15 protein-coding genes and 2 tRNA genes are annotated in these 18395 nt (G+C 73.7%); 6 read left to right on the plus strand and 11 right to left on the minus strand.

Translation table 11 applies throughout. The features are described 5' to 3' along the window. Positions 1 to 135 precede the first annotated feature (135 nt). Positions 136 to 212 (plus strand) — tRNA-Met (locus ACI79Q_RS17460). A 79-nt stretch (positions 213 to 291) separates the two neighbouring features. On the opposite strand, the gene ACI79Q_RS17465 is transcribed toward ACI79Q_RS17460, so the two are convergent. Together ACI79Q_RS17465 and ACI79Q_RS17470 are read right to left on the minus strand one after the other, a co-directional pair. After that, a complete protein-coding gene (locus ACI79Q_RS17465) occupies positions 292 to 849 on the minus strand; it encodes a hypothetical protein (RefSeq protein ID WP_456589329.1) in 558 nt (185 codons plus the stop codon). 113 nt (positions 850 to 962) lie between these two features. Beyond that, positions 963 to 2309: a threonine/serine ThrE exporter family protein gene (locus ACI79Q_RS17470; protein WP_456589328.1), complete on the minus strand. Its 1347-nt coding sequence runs from the start codon at positions 2307 to 2309 to the stop codon at positions 963 to 965. Positions 2310 to 2491: 182 nt separating this feature from the next. On the opposite strand from ACI79Q_RS17470, the gene ACI79Q_RS17475 reads away from it, so the two are divergent. Next, positions 2492 to 4081 (plus strand): BCCT family transporter, encoded by a 1590-nt coding sequence (locus ACI79Q_RS17475; protein WP_456589327.1) that lies wholly within the window; start codon positions 2492 to 2494, stop codon positions 4079 to 4081. An 83-nt stretch (positions 4082 to 4164) separates the two neighbouring features. Continuing rightward, a tRNA-Met gene (locus tag ACI79Q_RS17480) sits at positions 4165 to 4241 on the plus strand. 185 nt (positions 4242 to 4426) lie between these two features. Here the strand turns inward: ACI79Q_RS17480 and ACI79Q_RS17485 are convergent. Further along, positions 4427 to 4714 carry a hypothetical protein gene (locus ACI79Q_RS17485; RefSeq protein WP_456589326.1) on the minus strand — a complete coding sequence of 96 codons (288 nt, stop codon included), beginning with the start codon at positions 4712 to 4714 and terminating at the stop codon, positions 4427 to 4429. A 341-nt stretch (positions 4715 to 5055) separates the two neighbouring features. On the opposite strand from ACI79Q_RS17485, the gene ACI79Q_RS17490 reads away from it, so the two are divergent. From ACI79Q_RS17490 to ACI79Q_RS17500, 3 genes are read left to right on the plus strand one after another with little or no spacing between them, the layout of a single operon-like run. Further along, positions 5056 to 6843: a thiamine pyrophosphate-requiring protein gene (locus ACI79Q_RS17490; RefSeq protein WP_456589325.1), complete on the plus strand. Its 1788-nt coding sequence runs from the start codon at positions 5056 to 5058 to the stop codon at positions 6841 to 6843. Positions 6844 to 6846: 3 nt separating this feature from the next. After that, a complete protein-coding gene (locus tag ACI79Q_RS17495; protein ID WP_456615099.1) occupies positions 6847 to 9957 on the plus strand; it encodes an FAD-binding and (Fe-S)-binding domain-containing protein in 3111 nt (1036 codons plus the stop codon). A 28-nt stretch (positions 9958 to 9985) separates the two neighbouring features. Further along, entirely contained in the window at positions 9986 to 11095 is a 1110-nt protein-coding gene (locus ACI79Q_RS17500; RefSeq protein WP_456589323.1) for an enolase C-terminal domain-like protein, read from the plus strand. A 15-nt stretch (positions 11096 to 11110) separates the two neighbouring features. On the opposite strand, the gene ACI79Q_RS17505 is transcribed toward ACI79Q_RS17500, so the two are convergent. The 8 genes from ACI79Q_RS17505 to coxB are packed head-to-tail and all read right to left on the minus strand — an operon-like array spanning position 11111 to position 18336. Continuing rightward, positions 11111 to 12385, minus strand: a complete 1275-nt coding sequence (locus tag ACI79Q_RS17505) for a cytochrome b N-terminal domain-containing protein (RefSeq protein ID WP_456589322.1) — start codon at positions 12383 to 12385, stop codon at positions 11111 to 11113. Continuing rightward, positions 12382 to 13197 (minus strand): QcrA and Rieske domain-containing protein, encoded by an 816-nt coding sequence (locus ACI79Q_RS17510; protein WP_456613511.1) that lies wholly within the window; start codon positions 13195 to 13197, stop codon positions 12382 to 12384. The genes ACI79Q_RS17505 and ACI79Q_RS17510 overlap by 4 nt, the downstream gene beginning before the upstream one ends. Further along, on the minus strand, positions 13194 to 14027 hold the full coding sequence (locus ACI79Q_RS17515; protein WP_456613510.1) for a c-type cytochrome: 834 nt from the start codon (positions 14025 to 14027) through the stop codon (positions 13194 to 13196). Before ACI79Q_RS17515 ends, ACI79Q_RS17510 begins: the two co-directional genes overlap by 4 nt. Further along, the gene (locus ACI79Q_RS17520; protein WP_456589319.1) at positions 14024 to 14410 is read right to left on the minus strand and encodes a c-type cytochrome; all 387 of its coding nucleotides are present in this window, start codon (positions 14408 to 14410) and stop codon (positions 14024 to 14026) included. The genes ACI79Q_RS17515 and ACI79Q_RS17520 overlap by 4 nt, the downstream gene beginning before the upstream one ends. Beyond that, complete coding sequence (locus tag ACI79Q_RS17525; RefSeq protein WP_456615100.1) at positions 14407 to 14877, minus strand: hypothetical protein; 471 nt, start codon at positions 14875 to 14877, stop codon at positions 14407 to 14409. The genes ACI79Q_RS17520 and ACI79Q_RS17525 overlap by 4 nt, the downstream gene beginning before the upstream one ends. Beyond that, complete coding sequence (locus tag ACI79Q_RS17530; protein ID WP_456589317.1) at positions 14874 to 15482, minus strand: cytochrome c oxidase subunit 3; 609 nt, start codon at positions 15480 to 15482, stop codon at positions 14874 to 14876. Before ACI79Q_RS17530 ends, ACI79Q_RS17525 begins: the two co-directional genes overlap by 4 nt. Further along, complete coding sequence (gene ctaD, locus ACI79Q_RS17535; protein ID WP_456589316.1) at positions 15479 to 17383, minus strand: cytochrome c oxidase subunit I; 1905 nt, start codon at positions 17381 to 17383, stop codon at positions 15479 to 15481. The genes ACI79Q_RS17530 and ctaD overlap by 4 nt, the downstream gene beginning before the upstream one ends. Beyond that, entirely contained in the window at positions 17380 to 18336 is a 957-nt protein-coding gene (gene coxB / locus ACI79Q_RS17540; protein ID WP_456589315.1) for a cytochrome c oxidase subunit II, read from the minus strand. Before coxB ends, ctaD begins: the two co-directional genes overlap by 4 nt. Positions 18337 to 18395 lie beyond the last annotated feature (59 nt).

Here is an 18395-nt window from a genome sequence, read left to right on the forward strand (position 1 = left end):
GGCCCGCGCCGCGGGGCCGCGGCGCCCCCCCCCGGCCCCCGCCCCCCCCCCCCCCCCCCCCCCCCCCCCCCCCCCCCCCCCCCCCCCCCCCCCCCCCCCCCCCCCCCGGCAGGGCTGGTACGGTGGTGTCACCGACGCGGGGTGGAGCAGCTCGGTAGCTCGCTGGGCTCATAACCCAGAGGTCGCAGGTTCGAATCCTGTCCCCGCTACCACCACGAAGGCCCGGCCCCACCAGGGGTCGGGCCTTCGTCGTTCTCGTCCTTCCGGGTGCTCGGGCCGCCGGTCCCGTGGTCAGACGGCGCTGAGCTCCTCGTGCGTGCGGGCGTCGGGCCAGTCGCGCGACCAGCCGTCGGCCTGGCGTGGTGCACGGCGGTAGGGCGTCGGCCGCGGTCGTGCCGGCGGCAGCGCCGGTTCCGCCGTCGGGGTGCGCCCTCCGGCCGGCACCTGCTGGACGGGAGACGACGTCCCCGGGGCGGCGGGGAACCGTGGGGCCGGCGGCGTGCCGACGTGCGCGGGTGGGCGCGGTCGCGTGGTCAGCGCGGCGAGCAGCGTGTGCGGGCGCGTGCGGTCCGGGTCGGCCACCGGCGCGGCGGCCAGCGGGCGTGCCGGCGGTGCGGGGAACGGTTCTCGCCGCGGTGGGTGGGCCGGATCCGGCAGGCGGAGCTCGGCGAGGTCCTTCCACGTCGAGTGCCGCAGCCCGTCGACGGTGCACCGCACGCGGGCGGAGACCCGGCCGTCGGGGGTGTGCCGCCAGCCGAGCAGCTCGCCGGAGTACCAGATCCCGCGGTGGTGGATCTCCACCGGCTGCGGGTCTCCGACGAAACTGCTCGCCGCCACGTCCCCCGCCACGACCCGGACTGTAGGCGGGCCGGGAACGGGGGTGCCGGAGGCGCACGGGTCCGGCGCCTCGCGCGTGACGGCCCGTCCCACCGTTCACACGGGTCCGTGCCGACGCCTCCGCGTCAGGCGCGCGCCACCCCGCGACCGCCGCCGGTGACGCTCCGCGCGCGTGCTCCTCGGGCCTGGACCAGGCCGGTCAGGCGCCGCTCCCCGGGCAGCCTGGTCCGTCGCAGGGACTGCGCCACGTACTCGCCGAGCAGGGACCCCGCCGCCAGCGCCAGGCCGATGGCGATGGCGGTCCCGAGCAGCGTGAGGCCGCCCAGCGTGTCGCCCTCGGTGAGCCGGCGCAGACCCCGGTAGATGGCGAGCCCGGGCAGCAGCGGGATGATCCCGGCGGCCACGTAGACCAGCGCGGGGACCCGCTGGCGGGCAGCCATGACGAAGCTGCCGAGGCCGATGACGACGGCGGCGGCGGCCGTCGCGAGGGTGACCGACAGCCGCAGCTGGTCCAGCCCGACGAACACCGCCCAGCCGAGCGCACCGGCGGCCGCCGCCGGAGCCAGGGTGCGCCGGGGGGCGTAGTTGGCGACGGCGAAGGAGGCCGAGACGGCGGCTGCGGCCGCGAGCTGCAGCGGCACCTCCGCCAAACCGCTGGGCGAGGGGTCCCACATCGTCATCGGCACGCCGAGCCGCACGCCGATCGACAGCCCGACCGCCACCCCGCTGATGATCCCGGCCGTCAGCAGCAACGTCTCGAAGGCCCGGGCGCTCGCCGTCACGTAGAAGCCGGTGATCGCGTCGTGCACCGAGCCGACGAGCGTGACACCCGGCAGCAGCAGCACGATGCCGCCGGCGACGACGAGCGACGGGCGGACGCCGATGTCGGCGGCCACGAGGGCGAGGGCGACCGAGGTGGCGATCAGCCCGCCGGCGGCGTTGAGGAAGAAGGGCGGCAGTCCGCGGCGGCCGAGGCGGTCGATGGCGAGGTCGACCAGCACCGTGGCACCGAAGGCGGCCGCCGTCACCACGGGCCCGGCGCCGAGCAGCACGGCGACCCCGGCGGCCAGGAACGCACGCGCCCCGGTGACCACCCACCGGCGGTAGGGGTGCCGTGCGGTGGCGATCGCCCGCAGCCGGTGGTCGGCCTCCGGCGGGGTCACCCGTCCCGCGGCCAGGTCGCCGACCACGTTGTGGACGGCGGTGGCGCGGGAGTAGTCCAGCTCCCGCCGCTGGACCAGGCGCAGCCCGCTGATCGGGGCGGCGTCCGCGGCGGGGTGGCCGGAGACCGTGATCGAGGTGAAGGTGATGTCGCACTCCACCCGCCCGAGCCCGCAGGACCGGGCCACGACCGTGCACGTGGCGGTCACCTCGGCGGCGCTGGCGCCGGCCGACAGCAGCAGTTCCCCCGCCCGGAGGGCGAGGTCGACGGCGTGGTGGGGGTCCTGCTGCGTGGGCGGCTGAGGTGGCACCCGCCCACGATCCCCGACGGTTCCGGTCCCGCGGGGGTGGGGCTTGTCACGCCCGGAAAGATGCGGCGCTCCGCAAGTGGTGCAAGTCTGGATCGTCGTCCGGCCGTCGACCCCGCCCCCGTACGGTCTGCCGCCGGTGGGCGCCCGGCTCTCTTGTTCCCGACCGAAGGATCCTTCCGCTCGTGCGAAGAACATCCGCCGTCTTCTGGGCCTCGCTGGCCATCGTGCTCCCCTTCGTCCTCTGGGGCGTGCTGTCACCGGAGTCCCTCGACTCCGCCGCCACCTCGGCGCGCACCTTCGTGGTCGACCGGTTCGGCTGGTTCTACCTGCTCACCGCCACGATCGTGCTGGTCGCGGTGATCGTGGTCGCGGCCTCGCGGTGGGGACGGGTGCGGCTGGGTGCGGACACCGACCGGCCGGAGTACAGCACCCGGGCCTGGTTCTCGATGCTCTTCAGCGCGGGTATGGGCATCGGCCTGGTGTTCTGGGGCGTGGCGGAGCCGGTGTCGCACTTCCTCACCCCGCCGACGGCCGACCCGGGGACCACGGAGGCCGCCCGGGATGCGTTGCGCTACTCGTTCTTCCACTGGGGCCTGCACCCCTGGGGCATCTACGCCGTCCTGGCCCTGGCCCTGGCCTACGCCCGGTTCCGCCGCGGCTGGAAGGCCACGATCAGCGGGGCGCTGCGACCGCTGCTCGGTGACCGCGTCGACGGCCCGCTCGGCGTGGCGGTGGACACGGTCGCCGTGGTCGCCACCGTCTTCGGTGTCGCCACGTCGCTCGGCCTGGGCGCCGCGCAGATCAACGGGGGCCTCGCCTCGCTCGACGACGGCATCGCGACCGGTTCCGGCGTGCAGCTGGCCATCATCGCGGTGGTCACCGTCCTCTTCCTGATCTCGGCGCTCTCCGGGATCAACCGCGGGATCAAGTGGCTGTCGACCGCCAACGTCGTCCTCGCGGTGGGGCTCTTCGCCTTCGTGCTGTTCACCGCGGCGTCCGGCCGGCTGGTCGGTGCGTTCACCACGACCCTCGGCAGCTACCTCGCCGAGCTCCCCACGATGAGCCTGCAGACCGGCCCCTTCGACGCCGAGCGGTCGGATTGGATCAACGGCTGGACGATCTTCTACTGGGCGTGGTGGATCTCCTGGTCGCCCTTCGTCGCGACCTTCATCGCGCGCATCTCGCGCGGGCGCACCATCCGGGAGTTCGTCATCGGCGTGCTGGCGGTGCCGACGCTGGTCAGCGGGCTGTGGTTCTCCGTCTTCGGCGGAGCCGGGATCCTCGCCGAGCAGGAGGGGGCGGAGCTCGCCGGGCAGTCGACCGAGTCGCAGCTGTTCGGGCTGCTCGACACGCTGCCCGGTGGGGTGGTGGCCGGGATCGGGGCGATGATCCTGATCGTCACGTTCTTCGTGACCAGCGCCGACTCCGCCACCTTCGTGCTCGGCTCGCTCAGCAGCCGCGGTGGGCAGGACCCGGCGCGCGTCGTCAGCGTGATCTGGGGGCTGGTCATCTCCGCCTCCGCAGCCGTCCTGCTGGTCAGCGGCGGCCTGGGCGGGGTGCAGACCGCCTCGATCGTCGCCGCCTTCCCCTTCGCGGTCGTGCTCCTCATGGTGCTCGCGTCGCTGGTCAAGGGGCTGGGGGAGGAGCCCCGTCTCCCGCGCCGCGCTCCGGAGGACCCGCTGCTTCCCGGCACGACGGCGTCGCCGAACGGTCACCCCACCGGCGGGGCGACGGCTGCGCCGCCGGCAGCGGGCACGTCCAGCACCTCCTGAGCCGGCTGTCGGCCCCGTGGTCGCGCCGACCACGGGGCCGACAGCGGGTCGGTCCCGCCGAGAGGGTAGGGTGGCGGACGCAACGCGGGGTGGAGCAGCTCGGTAGCTCGCTGGGCTCATAACCCAGAGGTCGCAGGTTCGAATCCTGTCCCCGCTACCAACGCAGTGCAGTGGCCCCGCCGGGCCCCGGAGACGGGCTCGGCGGGGCCACTGTCGTCAGCGGCCGACCGTGGGTACGCAGTCCGACCGGGTCGTCCTCACCGACGGCCGGGGCGGGGTGGCTGCGTCGGTGCGGGTGCGCGCTCGAGCACGTGCCCGAGATCGTGTGCCTCGAGTCCGGCTCGCTCAGGCGGTCCGGTCGGCCCGCTGACCGGACCGATCGAGGCCCGGGCAAACCCCGTCAGCGGCCGGTTCCGCCTCAGCGCTGTGGTCCGCGCCCCCGGCCCCGGCTGGGCTCTGCGCGTCGGCGGCGGACCTGCCGAGCAGCCACACGCCCAGCATGACGGCGAAGATGATGACGATGATCGCGACGGCGAGCGCGGCGATCCGCCGCCGGGCCGGCTTTCCGCGCCCGACGCGGAACTCGGGATCATGCGGTCCACCGTGCCCGCGGTGGTCTCCTCCTGCGCTCATCGGTCCTCCCGGGTTGGCCGGTGCCGCGTCCGTGGCTACCGGGGGTTGGGTCGGGGCCTGAACGGGGCGGCCGGAAGGTCCGGGCTGCGCGCCCACTCGCGAGGCCGGAGAAGACGTCGTCCCCGCCCCGAGCACGAGCACCCGCTGACGAGGCGGGCTCGGCGGTGAGCGTGGCTGCCTCCGTGTCGTCCCCGGGGGCCGACGTGCTCGACCGACCGGTCGTCCCCCTCACCTCGACTGGGGGACATGGTCATCCGATCGTAAAGTCCCGTCTCGGTTTCATCCCGGCTCGACGGGTAGCGCGTCCAAGGACGGTGCAACCCAACGGGAGGGATCTCCCCATGAGCCAGACTGTCGCCGACGTCCTGCTGGACCGCCTCCGGGAGTGGGGCGTCGAGAAGGTCTTCTCCTATCCCGGTGACGGGATCAACGGCATCCTCGAGGCGTTCGGGAAGCAGGACGGCCTGCAGTACGTCCAGTCCCGGCACGAGGAGATGTCCGCCTTCGAGGCGGTGGGGTACGCCAAGTTCACCGGCCGGGTGGGCGTCTGCATGGCCACCTCGGGGCCGGGCGCGATCCACCTGCTCAACGGGCTGTACGACGCCAAGCTCGACCACGTGCCCGTGGTCGCGATCGTCGGGCAGACCGACCGGAGCGCCATGGGCGGCTCCTACCAGCAGGAGGTCGACCTGCTGTCGCTGTTCAAGGACGTCGCCCACCACTACGTGCACGTGGTGAACACGCCCGAGCAGCTCCCCAACGTGATCGACCGCGCCATGCGGATCGCGGCCGCCGAGCACGCGCCGACCGCGGTGATCATCCCGGCCGACGTGCAGGAGCTGGAGTACAGCCCGCCGACGCACGAGCACAAGATGGTGCCTTCCAGCAGCGCACACACCTCGGCGCCGACGATCGTTCCGGACGACCGGTCGATCCGCGCCGCCGCCGACCTGCTCAACAGCGGGAGCAAGGTCGCGATGCTCGTCGGCCAGGGGGCTCGGGGCGCCCGCGCGGAGGTCATCGAGGTCGCCGACATCCTCGGCGCCGGCGTGGCGAAGGCGCTGCTCGGCAAGGACGTGCTCCCCGACGACCTGCCGTTCGTGACCGGGTCGATCGGGCTGCTGGGCACCCGGCCGACCTGGGACATGATGAAGGACTGCGACACCCTGCTGACGGTCGGCTCCAACCTGCCCTACAGCGAGTTCTTCCCCGAGTACGGCCAGGCCCGCGGGGTCCAGATCGACCACGACGCGAAGTACATCGGCATGCGGTACCCGTACGAGCTGAACCTCGTGGGGGACGCCGCCACCACCCTCCGGGCGCTGATCCCGCTGCTGGAGCGCAAGGCCGACCGCTCGTGGCGGGAGGGCATCGAGGACGGTGTCCGGCGCTGGTGGGAGACCATCCACATGCGTGCCATGACCGACTCCGACCCGGTCAACCCCATGCGGCTGTTCTACGAGCTGAACGATCGGATGCCCGGCAACGCCATCATCACCGCGGACTCCGGGTCGTCGGCCAACTGGTACGCGCGTCACCTGCGGTTCGGCCCGGACACCCGGGGCTCGCTGTCCGGGACGCTGGCCACCATGGGCCCGGCGGTGCCCTACGGCATCGGTGCCAAGTTCGGGCACCCCGACCGGCCGGTCATCGCCTTCGTCGGCGACGGGGCGATGCAGATGAACGGCCTGGCCGAGCTCATCACCATCTCCCGGTACTGGCGGGAGTGGACCGACCCCCGCATGGTGATCGCGGTCCTGCACAACAACGACCTCAACCAGGTGACCTGGGAGATGCGGGCCATGGGCGGGTTCCCGAAGCTCGCCGACTCGCAGACGCTGCCCGACGTCTCCTACGCCGCGTTCGCCGCCGGCCTCGGCTTCGAGGCGATCACGGTGGACGACCCGGACCAGCTGGGGCCGGCGTGGGACCGCGCGCTGGCGGCGGGCCGGCCGGCGCTGCTCGACGTGCACGTCGACGCCGACGTACCACCCATCCCGCCGCACGCGACGCTCGAGCAGATGACCGAGACGGCCAGGTCGCTGTTCAAGGGCGACGAGGACGCGTGGGGTGTGGTCAGGCAGGGGGCCAAGACCAAGATCCAGGAGTTCCTGCCGCACCGGGGCTGAGCGATGGCGGTCACCGATCTGCCCCCACCCACCAGCCTGCCGCCGGAGCCTGCCGGGCCCCACCGGGTGGACGTCGCGGCGCTGGCGGCCGACCTGCGCCGCCGGGTCGACGGCGGTGTCCGGTTCGACACCGGCACCCGCGGCGCGTACTCCACCGATGCCTCGAACTACCGGATCCCGCCGCTGGGGGTCGTGGAACCGCGGACGGTGGAGGCGGCGGTCGAGGCGGCGGCGGTCTGCCGCGAGCACGGTGTGCCCCTGCTGTCGCGAGGCGGCGGCACCAGCCTCGCCGGCCAGACCACCAACGCCGCCGTCGTCCTGGACTGGAGCCGGTACTGCACCGGCCTGGTCTCGGTCGACACCGACCGGCGGACCTGCGTCGTGGAGCCGGGCATGGTGCTCGACCACCTCGACGCCCGGCTCGCCGAGCACGGGCTCACCTGGGGGCCGCAGCCGGCGACCCACTGGACCTGCACGGTCGGCGGCATGCTCGGCAACAACGCGTGCGGGGCCTCGGCGCAGGTGTACGGCAAGGCGGTGGACAAGGTCTCCCGGCTGGAGGTCCTGCTGCCCGACGGCACCCGCATGTGGGTCGGGCCGACGAGCGACGAGGAGTACGCCGAGATCGTCCGGGCGGGTGGCCGCCGCGCCGAGGTCTACCGCGGGCTCCGGGCGCTGCGGGACCGCTACCTCGCCGAGATCCGCACCGGTTTCCCGCGGATCCCGCGCCGCGTCTCCGGCTACAACCTCGACGCGCTGCTGCCCGAGAACGGCTTCGACGTGGCCCGGGCGCTGGTGGGCAGCGAGGGGACGCTGGTGACCGTGCTGCGCGCGGAGCTGCAGCTGTCGGAGCTGCCGCGGGTGCGCCGCCTGGCGGTCCTGGGCTACCCCGACGTCGTCGCCGCGGGCCGCGACGTCGCCCGGCTGCTCCCGCACCGTCCGCACCGGCTCGAGGGCGTCGACGAGGTGCTCCGCCGCAACCAGGACGAGCTCGGGATGAACCCCCGGGCCCTGGAGAAGCTGCCCGACGGCAGCGGCTGGTTGCTGGTCGAGCTCGCCGGGGAGGACGAGGAGGAACTGGGCGGACGCATGGATCGGATGGTCGAGGACCTCCGCTCCGCGCCCGAGCCGCCGGCCGTGCTGGTCCTGAGCGACCCCGCGGACCAGGCGGACATGTGGGCCTTCCGCGAGTCCGGGCTCGGCGCAACTGCGCATCCGCCGGACGCGCACGACACCTGGCCGGGGTGGGAGGACTCCGCCGTCGCACCCGATCAGCTCGGGGAGTACCTGGCCGACCTCGCGGAGCTGCTCGACCGGCACGGCCTGACGCCCTCCTCCCTGTACGGGCACTTCGGTCACGGGTGCGTGCACCTGCGCATACCGTTCCCGCTGGGCGCACCGGGCGGCGAGGACACCTACCGCCCGTTCCTCGAGGACGCCGCCGAGCTCGTCACCCGCTACGGCGGCTCCATGTCCGGCGAGCACGGCGATGGTCAGGTGCGCGGCGAACTGCTGCCCCGGATGTTCGAACCCGAGATCGTCGAGGCGTTCGGCCGCATGAAGGCGCTGCTGGACCCGGACAACCGGATGAACCCGGGGAAGGTCGTCGCCCCGTACCCCCTCGACGAGCACCTCCGGGTCACCGCCGACTACCCCGCCTGGCAGCCCGAGGTCGCCTTCGGCTACCCGGAGGACGACGGCTCGTTCGCCCACGCCGCAGCCCGGTGCGTCGGCGTCGGCAAGTGCCGCTCCTCCCTGGAGGTCGGGTCCGGCCAGGTGATGTGCCCGAGCTACCAGGTGACCGGCGACGAGAAGCACTCCACCCGCGGCCGCGCGCGCCTGCTGTTCGAGATGCTCCGCGGCGACGTCATCCGCGACCGCTGGCGTTCCACCGCGGTCCGGGACGCGCTGGACCTCTGCCTGGCGTGCAAGGGCTGCCGCAGCGACTGCCCGGTCGACGTGGACATGGCGACGTACAAGGCGGAGTTCCTGTCGCACCACTACGCGGGCCGGCTGCGCCCGCGGACCCACTACACGCTCGGCTGGCTGCCGCTGGTCGCGCGGTTCGCCGCGCTGGCGCCGCGGGTGGTGAACGCCCTGACGCAGACGCCGGGGGTGCGCACGGTGGCCAAGGCGGTCGGCGGGGTGACCCCGGAGCGCGACCTGCCGCTGTTCGCCCCGCAGCGCTTCACCTCCTGGTACCGCGACCGGGGACCCCGAGGAACGGGGGAGCGCGGCGAGGTGCTGCTCTGGCCGGACACGTTCACCGAGTTCTTCCAGCCGCACATCGGCGAGGCGGCGGTGACGGTGCTGGAGGACGCCGGCTTCACCGTGCGGATCCCCGACCAGGAGCTCTGCTGCGGGCTCACCTGGATCTCCACGGGCCAGTTGGCGACGGCCGCACGGATCCTGCGCCGGACGGCGGGCGCGCTCGCACCGGAGCTGCGCGCGGGCATGCCGGTCGTGGCGCTGGAGCCCAGCTGCACCGCGGTCTTCCGGTCCGACGCCCCTGAGCTGCTCCCGGACGACGAGGACGTCCGGCTGCTCGCGGCGTCCACCCGCACGCTCGCCGAGCTGCTGGGCGAGCGCGCTCCGGAGTGGGAGCCCCCTCGGGCGGATCGCGCGGCGATGGTCCAGACCCACTGCCACCACCACTCGATCATGGGCTTCGACCAGGACCGCGAGCTGATGCGGAGGGCCGGGTTCGACGCCGACGTGCTGAACTCCGGCTGCTGCGGACTGGCCGGCAACTTCGGGTTCGAGCGCGGTCACTACGACGTCTCCATGGCCTGTGCCGAGCAGGCCCTGCTGCCCGCGGTGCGCGAGGGCGACCCCCAGGCGGTGGTGCTCGCCGACGGCTTCAGCTGCCGCACCCAGGTCGAGCAGGCCGACACCGGCCGCAGGGCGGTGCACCTGGCCGAGGCGCTCGCCGGTCTGGTGACCGGCGCGCGGCTCGAGGACAACCCGGAACGGGTGCTGGCACCGGCCCCGCATCCGCCGGGCCGGCTGGCGCAGGGGGCGGTGCTCGCGGCGGCCGGCGGCGTCACCACCGCCGCGGTGACCGGGGCGGTCACCGCGGTGCGGCGCACGCTGACCGGCCGCTCCGCCGGCTGACCACCTCCTGGAGAGGAGCACCGCTGCCGTGGGAACCACACCGGACGTCCCGGTGCAGAGCGTGGTCGTTGCCGTCTACCGGCTGCCGACCGACCGCCCCGAGGCCGACGGCACCCTGCAGTGGGACGCGACGACGGCGATCGTGGTGCACGCCGCTGCCGGGGACCGCACCGGGACCGGCTGGACCTATGCCGACCAGTCCACCGCGGCGCTCATCCCCGGCCTGCTCGCCGGCGTGGTGGAGGGGCGATCGGCCCTGCACCCGCAGGACGCCACGCATGCCATGGCCCGGGCCGCCCGCAACGCCGGCGTTCCCGGCCTGGTCGCGATGGCGATCTCCGCGGTCGACGTCGCCCTCTGGGACCTGAAGGCGCGGCTGCTCGACGTGCCGCTGGCGGTGCTCCTGGGGGCCGTGCGGCGGGACTCGCCGGTCTACGCCAGCGGTGGGTTCACCACCTACGACGACGCCGCGACCCGCGAGCAGCTGACGGGCTGGCTCGACCGGGGCTTCGACCGGGTGAAGATCAAGATCGGGGAGTCGTGGGGCAGCGCGGAGCGCCGCGACCTGGCCCGCACGCGGCTGGCCCGCGAGGTCGTCGGGGACCGCGTCGATCTGCTGGTCGACGCCAACGGCGGCTACACCGCCAAGCAGGCGGTCCGGGTGGGCCGGGCGCTCGACGACCTGGGGGTGGTCTGGTTCGAGGAGCCGGTCTCCTCCGACGACCTGGCCGGGCTGCGACTCGTGCGCCGGTCCCTGGACTGCGACGTCGCCGCCGGGGAGTACGGCGCGCGGATCGAGGACTTCGCTGCCCTCTGCGGCGCCGGCGCCGTCGACTGCCTGCAGGTGGACGCCAGCCGCTGCGGCGGGGTCACCGAGTGGTTGCGCGCGGCGGCGGTGGCCGCGGGGCACGGGCTCGAGGTCTCCGCGCACTGCGTGCCCACCCTGCACGCACACCTCGGCCTGGCCACGCCCAACCTGCGCCACCTCGAGTGGTTCCACGACCACGAGCGGTTCGAGCGCCGGCTGTTCGACGGCGCCCCCGAGCCGCGGGAGGGCCGGGTCCGGCCGGACCTCGCTGCCCCGGGGCTCGGCGTGAGCCTGCGCGAGGCCGACGTCGAGGAGCTGCGGGTGGCCTGAGCCGCGACGCCCGGGTCAGAGCGGGGACTGGCGGGAGCGCCGCCGGGCGTACCAGAACAGAGCGCCCGCGAGCACCGGCGGGGCCGCCACCAGCGCGATGCGCAGGAACCAGATGACGGTGACCACCTCCAGCCCGAGCACCTGGGCGATCACGTCGCTGGCCGCCCCCGCGCCCGTCACCGCGCCGAGCACCACGACGAAGGTGACGAAGGCGACGCGGAACGGCGCGTCGAGCGGCCGCTCGCTGAGGTCGAGGTCGGCTTCCGGACGCCGGCGGAACAGCCGCTCCAGCAGCGGGTAGACCAGCACCGCCCCGCCGATGAGCACCGGCAGCAGGACACCGCCCAGGAACGGGTTGGTGATCGTCGCCCCCAGGATGCTGAACTCCACGGCCGGCAGGAGGAGGATGCCGCCCTCGGCCGGGAACAGGTACCAGTCCGGGTACATGTCGTTGCCGGCCACACCGGGCAGGTACGGGCCGATGTGCAGGACGTCCCCGAAGGGGACCAGCGCGGCGGAGACGACGAGCAGCGTGGTGGTCAGCAGGGTGAGCAGCAGCGCGCGGGACCGCAGCCCGCTCCGGCCGGGGGTCGCCACGACCAGCTGCCCGTCGGGGCGACGGCGCCGCGGCAGGACTGTGTGCCGCTGGCGGACGACGAGCCACAGGTGGACGGCGAGCAACCCTCCGAAGGCGACCGGCAGCAGCAGGACGTGCAGCCAGAACAGCCGGGGGACGACGTCGGCGACGTCCGGGCCCGCGAAGACGAGGTCGGCCAGTTCCCCGCCGAGCCAGGGCATGCTCGCCGCGATCGAGTACCCGATCCGGACGCTGCTGCCGGTGATCACGTCGTACACCAGGTTCTGGCCCGACCAACCCAGCGCGAAGGCCAGTGCGAGCAGGACCAGGCCGAGCAGGTAGTTCGAGATGCGGCGACCCCGGAAGGCCCCGGCGAGGAGCACCCGGAGCACGTGCAGCAGCAGCGCCGCGACGAACAGGTAGCTCGCCACCCGGTGCACCCGGCGCAGCAGCAGCCCGCCGGGCAGGTCGTGGCTGATCGAGACGACGGAGGAGAACGCGGCCGGCAGCTCCCGGCCGTCGTAGAGGTCGGCCGAGCCCTGGTACTCCACCAGCTCGGCCGACGGCTCGTAGAAGAAGGTCAGCACCAGCCCGGTCAGCAGCAGGACGGCGAAGCAGATCACCGCGACCGGCCCCAGCAGGAACGACCAGTGCGTCGGGACGAACAGCTCGCGTAGCCACCGGGGCCGGGTGGGGGCTTCCTGGACGCTCATCCGCGCACCGGACCGATGGGCGTCGCGAAGTCGCCGAGGGCCACCAGGAAGCCGTCCGCGTCGACGCCGAGGGGGAGCTGGGGGAGGGGGCGCGACGCCGGCCCGAACGTCGGTACTGCCCCGCGCGCCGCGTCGAAGGTGGCCTGGTGGCAGGGGCAGAACAGCGAGTCGCTGTCCTCCTGGTACAGCCCGACCGGGCAGCCGGCGTGCGTGCAGACCTTCGAGTAGGCGACCAGCCGTTCGCCGACGACCCAGTCGAGGACCGTCGGCGGCTGCGCGCTCTGCGCGGAGAGCCGCACCAGCACGACCGCCGCCAGGTCCTCCCGGGCGGCGCCCTCGGGCCACACGGTGCCGAAGCCGCCGATCGGCACGTCCGCCGCGCGGATCCGCTGGCCCTCGGCGGTCACCAGGTGCGTCCCCCGCCGCCAGCTGGTGGCCGGCGGCTCGTCCCGGCCCAGCCAGGCGAGCAGGCCGATCCCGGCGAGCGCGCCGACGCCGACGCCACCGAGGACCCAGCGCCGGCGGACCGGGTGACCGGCGACCGCCGCGAGCAGCGGTGCGTCCCCCGGCTCGCGCTGGCCCGGCCAGACGAGCTCCTGGTCCTCGTCAGCGGGCAGCGCGGCGGCCACGACGAGAGCGGCGCACAGCGTGCCGATGCCGAGGAGCAGCCCGAGCGCGGAGGTGGGCCAGTCCAGCACCAGGCCCGCCACGAACGCCGCGAGCAGGATCGCCGCCACGGCTCCGGCCGCGAGCGGGACCGGGCGGCGCAGGAGCGCGGGGCGGGACTCCGGGCGGGGCTCCGTGGCCGTCACTGCTCCGTGCCCTCCCTGTCCTCCGGGTCCGAGGGGGTGCGCCCGGCCGGTTCCGGGGCCGATCGCCGGCCGGTCCGGACGACGAGCACCAGCGCGCCCGCCATGGCCAGGGCGATCAGGCCGGTGAAGACACCGCCGTAGACGCGACTGACGTCCGAGAGCCCCAGGGGTGTGGTCTCGGCGTCCGACAGGTCCTGCACGTAGGCGGCGATGTCGGCGGCGTCCTGCTCGCTGAGGACCTCGTCGCCGAACCGGGGCATCTCGAACGGGCCGACCCGGATCGCCTCCACGATGCCGGTGGGGTCGATGCCGGTGACCTCCGGGGCGACCGTCCCGTCGGCCGAGATGCCGCCGTTGCCCCCGGCGCTGTGGCAGGGCGCGCAGTTGGTCAGCCAGAGCGGCTGCCCGCGGCCCGGGTCGCCTGCCCCCACCTCGGGGATCCCGCCCTCCAGGTCGAACTCCTCGGCCATCCAGGTGACGACCGCTTCGCGCTGGGCGTCGGTGAGCTGTTCCTCCACGGCGCCGACCGGCCGGTGCAGGATCGGCATCCGGCCGGTGCGGATGACCAGGTCGACGTAGGCCACCGGCAACCCGCGCAGGTCCGGCCCCGCCTCGTCGCCGGTCCCGGGGATGCCGCTGCCGTCGTTGTTGTGGCAGATCCCGCAGTACCGCTGGTAGACGGTCCCGCCGTCGGCGACCTCCTCGGCGGGCGGCGCCGGGGCCGGGGCGGCCTCGACCGGTGCCGCCACCAGGGTGAGGGCGACGCAGGCCGCGACCAGCGCCAGCACCTGGAGCAGGCGCGCGGCCGTCGGGATCCGGCGGCGGCTCACGAGGGCTCCAGCGAGTACAGGTAGGCGACGATGGCGTCGACGTCCTCGTCGGTCACCCCGAGGTCGGGCATCAGGTTGCCGGGGTCCAGCTCCTGGGGGTCCTGGATCCAGCTCCGCAGGTTCTCGGGCGTGTGGGGGAGCTGCCCGGCGATCACCCGCCGCTCGACGAGCGTCCCGAGCGGCGGACCCACCCGGCCCTGCGGCCCGGTCACCCCCGGCACCTGGTGGCAGGCCGCGCAGCCGTACTCGCGCAGCAGCTCGCGCCCGCGGTCCGCGGACACCTGCGGCTCGCCGGTCGCGTCGGTGCAGGCGCTCAGCCCGGCCGCGGCTGCCACGAGCGCCGCCGCCAGCCGGGCCCGCATTCCCCGCCGTCCCCCGGTCACCAGCACGGTCCGTACACGAGGACGGGGGGCAGCGCCAGCACGATCAGGCCGACCGCCAGCAGGTTCATGGTGAGGCCGGTGAGCGCGAGCAGCCGGTTGCGCGCGGGGCTCGGCACCGGGTCCCAGGCGCCGGCCGGGGGCGCGTCCGCGGGGTCGCGCCGACGCCGCCAGGGCAGCAGCGGCCGGAGCTCGGGACCGGGGACGGCGGCGGACTCCGGCTGCGGTGGCAGGTGCCGCATCGACCACCAGGACGCCCAGGTCGCGGCCAGGGCCATGACCGTGAGGGCCACGGTCAGCACGACGAGGAAGACGGGGAGCGCCGGGCCCTCGGTGGGGCACCCGATCTCGATGAACCAGTAGCCGACCAGCAGGTGCAGCAGCCAGGCCGCGGTGCCACCGCCGACACCGAACCAGAACAGGACCGGCCGGCCGGCGGGGCGCTTGGTCTCCGGAGTCGCGGCGGTCACCAGAACCTCGGCGTCAGGTAGAGGGTGGCGGCGATGACGATCCAGGACCAGACCACGAAGTACCAGTAGTGCGCGGCGGTCACCGCCATCTCCTGCTCGCGGGGGGGCATGCTGCCGGTCCGCACGCGCAGCAGCACGATGCCCAGCCCGAGCAGGGCCAGGGCGGCGTTGACGTGGTGGAAGCCGGCGAGGGCGAGGAAGAGGGAGCCGTACACGTCGCGCTGCGGGTCGATGTCGTTGGCCGCGTAGTCGGCGAACTGCACGAGGAGGAACGCCACCCCGAGGACGACGGCGGCGGCCAGCGCGGCGGGGACCCGGCCGGCCGCCTTCCCGGCCCGCGCCGACAGGTGGACCGCGGCCACCGGGACGGCGCTGAGCAGCAGCAGCGCGGTGGCGACCGCGGTCAGCCCCAGCGCGGGGGCGGGCGCCGGCTCGGGCGGCCACGTGTCGAAGCCGTCGCGCAGGTAGAAGTAGGAGAACAGCAGCGCCGCGAGCATCGACACCAGGACGAGCTGGAGCAGCAGCATCCCCCACCACCCGGTGCCGCGGGCGATGTGCGGGGCCGGACGGGGGGCGGCGTCCCCGGCGTGTCCGCTGGTCCTCACAGCCGGTCCTGCCTGTTCCAGACCCAGGCCACACCGGTCACGACCGCGGCGAGCACACCGGTGAGGGCGACGGGGTAGACGTCGATCATCGTGCCGATCAGGGCGACGGTGAGCGAGGAGGCCATCAGCAGCGGCCACCACGACTTCTGCGGCAGGGTGACCAGCTCCTCGGGGGCGGCGTCGAGGATGCTGGTGAGCACGACCTGCCGCACGGGAGCGCGGGGCTCGCGCAGCTCGTCCTGCCAGGTGGCCGGGTCGTACTTCGGCCGGAAGGGCCGGGTGTCCCACAGCGGCGAGCGGCTGGCGACCTCCGGGATGCCGCGGAAGTTGTAGGCCGGCGGCGGCGAGGTCGCGTACCAGTCCAGGGTCTCTCCGCCCCACGGGTCGTCCCCGGCCCGCTCGCCGTACCGCGCCGACAGCACCACGTTGCCCAGCGTCATGAGCAGGCCCAGGGTGAGGACGACGGTGCCCGCGGTCGCGATCGCCTGCGTGAGCTCCCACCCTGTGTTCTCCGCGTAGGTGTAGAGGCGGCGCGGCATGCCCTGCAGCCCGGTGATGTGCAGCGGGAAGAACGTCACGTTGAAGCCGACGAAGGTCAGCCAGAACGCCGTCTTGCCGATGCGTTCGTCGAGCAGGCGGCCGCTCATCTTCGGCATCCAGAAGTGGACGGCGGCCAGCACCGGGAAGAGGATCCCGCCGATGAGCACGTAGTGGAAGTGCGCGACGACGAAGTAGCTGTCGTGCGCCTGCTGGTCGAACGGGACCGAGGCGACCATCACCCCGGTGACCCCGCCGAGGACGAAGATCACGATGAAGCCGACGACGTACATCATCGGCGTCTTCCACACCGCCCGGCCCTGCCAGATGGTGGCGATCCACGCCGAGACCTGGATGGCGCTCGGGATCGGGATGAACAGGCTCGCCACGGAGAAGAAGGCCAGCCCGAGCTGCGGGATCCCCGTCACGAACATGTGGTGCACCCACACGCCGAACGACAGGATGCCGATGGCGACCGTCGAGACGGCGATCAGGCTGTAGCCGACGATCCGGCTGCGGGCGAAGACCGGCACGATCGTGGAGACGATGCCCAGCCCCGGCAGCAGGATGATGTAGACCTCGGGGTGGCCGAAGAACCAGAACAGGTGCTGCCAGAGCAAGGACTCGCCACCGGCCGCCGGATCGTAGAAGTGCGTGCCGATCTTGCGGTCCAGCTCGAGGAGCACGCTGGCGACCACCAGCGGCGGGAACGCGAAGATGACGGCGATCCCGGTGACCAGCACGTTCCACGCCAGCAGCGGCATCTGGCTGATCTTCATGCCCGGCGCCCGGTACCGGAGGATCAGCACCACCAGCTCGATCGCTCCGGCGATCGTCGCGATCTCCACGAACGTCACGCCCAGCAGCCAGAAGTCCATCGAGTTGCTCGGGGAGTACTCGGGCCCGGTGAGCGGGGTGTAGGCGAACCAGCCGCCGTCGGGGACCTGGCCGAACAGGAAGCTGCTGTAGAGGAAGATCCCGCCGAGCACGTAGATGTACCAGCCGAAGGCGGTCAGCCGGGGGAACGGCAGGTCCCGGGTGCCGAGCATGAGCGGCAGGAAGTACATCGCGAAGGCTTCGCCCACCGGCACGGCGAACAGGAACATCATCGTCGTGCCGTGCATGGTGAACAGCTCGTTGTAGGTCTGCGCGTCGAGGAAGGTGCTCTCGGCGCTCCCGAGCTGCCAGCGCATCAGCACCGACTGGATGCCGCCCAGGGCGAAGAAGACGAACGCGGTGATGAGGAAGCGCTGGCCCACCTGCTTGTGGTTGAGGGCCGTGAACCAGCCGGCCAGGCCGGGTGGGGTGGCCCACGTGGCGGCGAGCCGGTCCTCTGTGGCCGGGGGATCCTGCAGCGCGGTCATTCGAGGCTCTCCAGATAGGCCAGCAGCGCTTGCAGGTCGTCGCCCGAGAGGTTGTTCGGCGGCATGCGGACCCCCGACTTGAGGCCCTGCGGGTCGAGGATCCAGCCCGCCAGGTTGCCCCGCGTGTTCTCGAGCATCCCCGCGGCGATCGTGTCCCGGGACGCGAGGTGGGTGAGGTCCGGGGCGAAGTCGTCCCCCTCGCTGACGTCCTCGATCCGGTGGCACTGCCCGCAGCCCGCGGCCAGGTACACCTCGCGGCCGGCCTCCTCGAGCTCGCCGTCCGGCTCCGCGGAGCCCGCCTGCAACGCGACCAGGTGGTCGGCGAACTCGTCCTCCTCCTGGGCGACGAGGACGAACTGCATGCGGGCGTGCTGGATGCCGCAGAACTCGGCGCACTCCCCGAGGTAGCGACCGGCCTCCTCGACCTGGAAGGACAGGACGTTGGTCTGCCCGGGGAGGAGGTCGAGCTTGCCGGCCACCGGCGGGATCCAGAGGCTGTGGATCACGTCCGCCGACGTCATCTCCAGCCGGACGGGGCGGCCGACCGGCACGTGGATCTCGTTGGCGGTCACCACGTCGGCGTCGGGGTAGCGCACCTCCCACCAGAACTGGTGGCCGACGACCTCGACGGTGAGCGCCTCGGGAGGGGCAGGCCGGGAGATGTCGACGCCCACCACGAGGCTGTAGGCGAAGACGGCGGGCAGGACGACGATCGGGACGACCACGCCCCACACGGCGATGAAGGCCTTCGCGCCCCGGTTCGCGGCCCGTGGCTCGCGGCGCGCGCGGTGCCGGAGGGCCAGCACCAGGAACACCACGGTGGCCAGCCACAGCAGACCGCCCAGGACGATCATGAACCAGGTGAGGCCGGCGATCTGCGCCGCCTCGGGGCCCACGGGATCGAGCACCGAGCCTGGCTCCGGTGCGGCCACCGGAGCGAGGTCGGCTGGCACGATCGCACCTCCGTGGCGGGCTGGTCGGGCTGCCCCTCCGGGGAGGGCTCCCGTGCGGT

The organism is Blastococcus sp. SYSU DS0828 (assembly GCF_054050975.1).

Bases quoted from the DNA above. Each gene is read 5' to 3' on its own strand.
- ACI79Q_RS17490 (WP_456589325.1), top strand. From the start codon at position 5,056: ATGAGCCAGACTGTCGCCGACGTCCTGCTGGACCGCCTCCGGGAGTGG.
- ctaD (WP_456589316.1), bottom strand. From the start codon at position 17,383: ATGACCGCGCTGCAGGATCCCCCGGCCACAGAGGACCGGCTCGCCGCC.
- ACI79Q_RS17485 (WP_456589326.1), bottom strand. From the start codon at position 4,714: ATGAGCGCAGGAGGAGACCACCGCGGGCACGGTGGACCGCATGATCCC.
- ACI79Q_RS17495 (WP_456615099.1), top strand. From the start codon at position 6,847: ATGGCGGTCACCGATCTGCCCCCACCCACCAGCCTGCCGCCGGAGCCT.
- ACI79Q_RS17505 (WP_456589322.1), bottom strand. From the start codon at position 12,385: ATGAGCGTCCAGGAAGCCCCCACCCGGCCCCGGTGGCTACGCGAGCTG.